The following is a 589-nucleotide window of genomic DNA, read 5'->3' as shown; positions in this document are numbered from 1 at the left end:
GGCTGATCGTCCCGTCGGTATCGGCGGCGGTCGCGGTCAGGGGAATCGCCGCCGGAGCGACGAAACTGGCGCCGGCGGCCGGGGCTGTCAGGCTGACGGTCGGCGGCGTGTTGCCGGCGGTAATGGTGAAATTCCCCACCAAGCGGGTGGTTGCGCCGCCGGCACTGTCGGTGACCGTAACGCCAAGCTGGTAGTTGCCGGCCGCCGTCGGCGTCCAGGTGATGGTGAAGTTGGCATCGCCACTGCCGACCAGGTTCTGCTGGCCATCGTACAGGTCGATCCGGGTGATCGGCGTATTGGCTTGCATCGGATTCACCAGGAGCTGCCAGGAAAGTGTGATCGGCAAGGCGTAGACGCCGCTGCTCGGACCATTTACCGTCACGCTCGGCGGCGTATTGCTGCTGGTCACGGTCATCGTCCGCGCCGCGCTGGTGGTGACGCCGCCGGCGCTGTCGGTGGCCCGCGCGGTGAGGCTGTGACTGCCGACCGGGACGTTGTTCCAGGTGAAGGTGTAGGGGCTGGCGGTGAGCGTGGCGAGGACGCTGGCGCCGTCGAGGAACTCGACTTTGGTCAGCGTCGTGCCGGCACT

At 67.6% G+C, this 589-nt stretch carries 1 protein-coding gene; it reads right to left on the bottom strand.

Annotation, left to right across the window (positions count from 1 at the left end; all coding sequences use genetic code 11):
* Window positions 1–589, bottom strand: a 589-nt coding sequence (locus CAPSK01_RS23215) for an Ig-like domain-containing protein (protein ID WP_273703776.1), incomplete at both ends; no start/stop codon positions are given.

The organism is Candidatus Accumulibacter vicinus (genome assembly GCF_000584955.1).
Classification (GTDB): domain Bacteria; phylum Pseudomonadota; class Gammaproteobacteria; order Burkholderiales; family Rhodocyclaceae; genus Accumulibacter; species Accumulibacter vicinus.
Note: the sequence above shows the minus strand (reverse complement) of the source record. Positions and strands in the feature narration are given on the sequence as shown.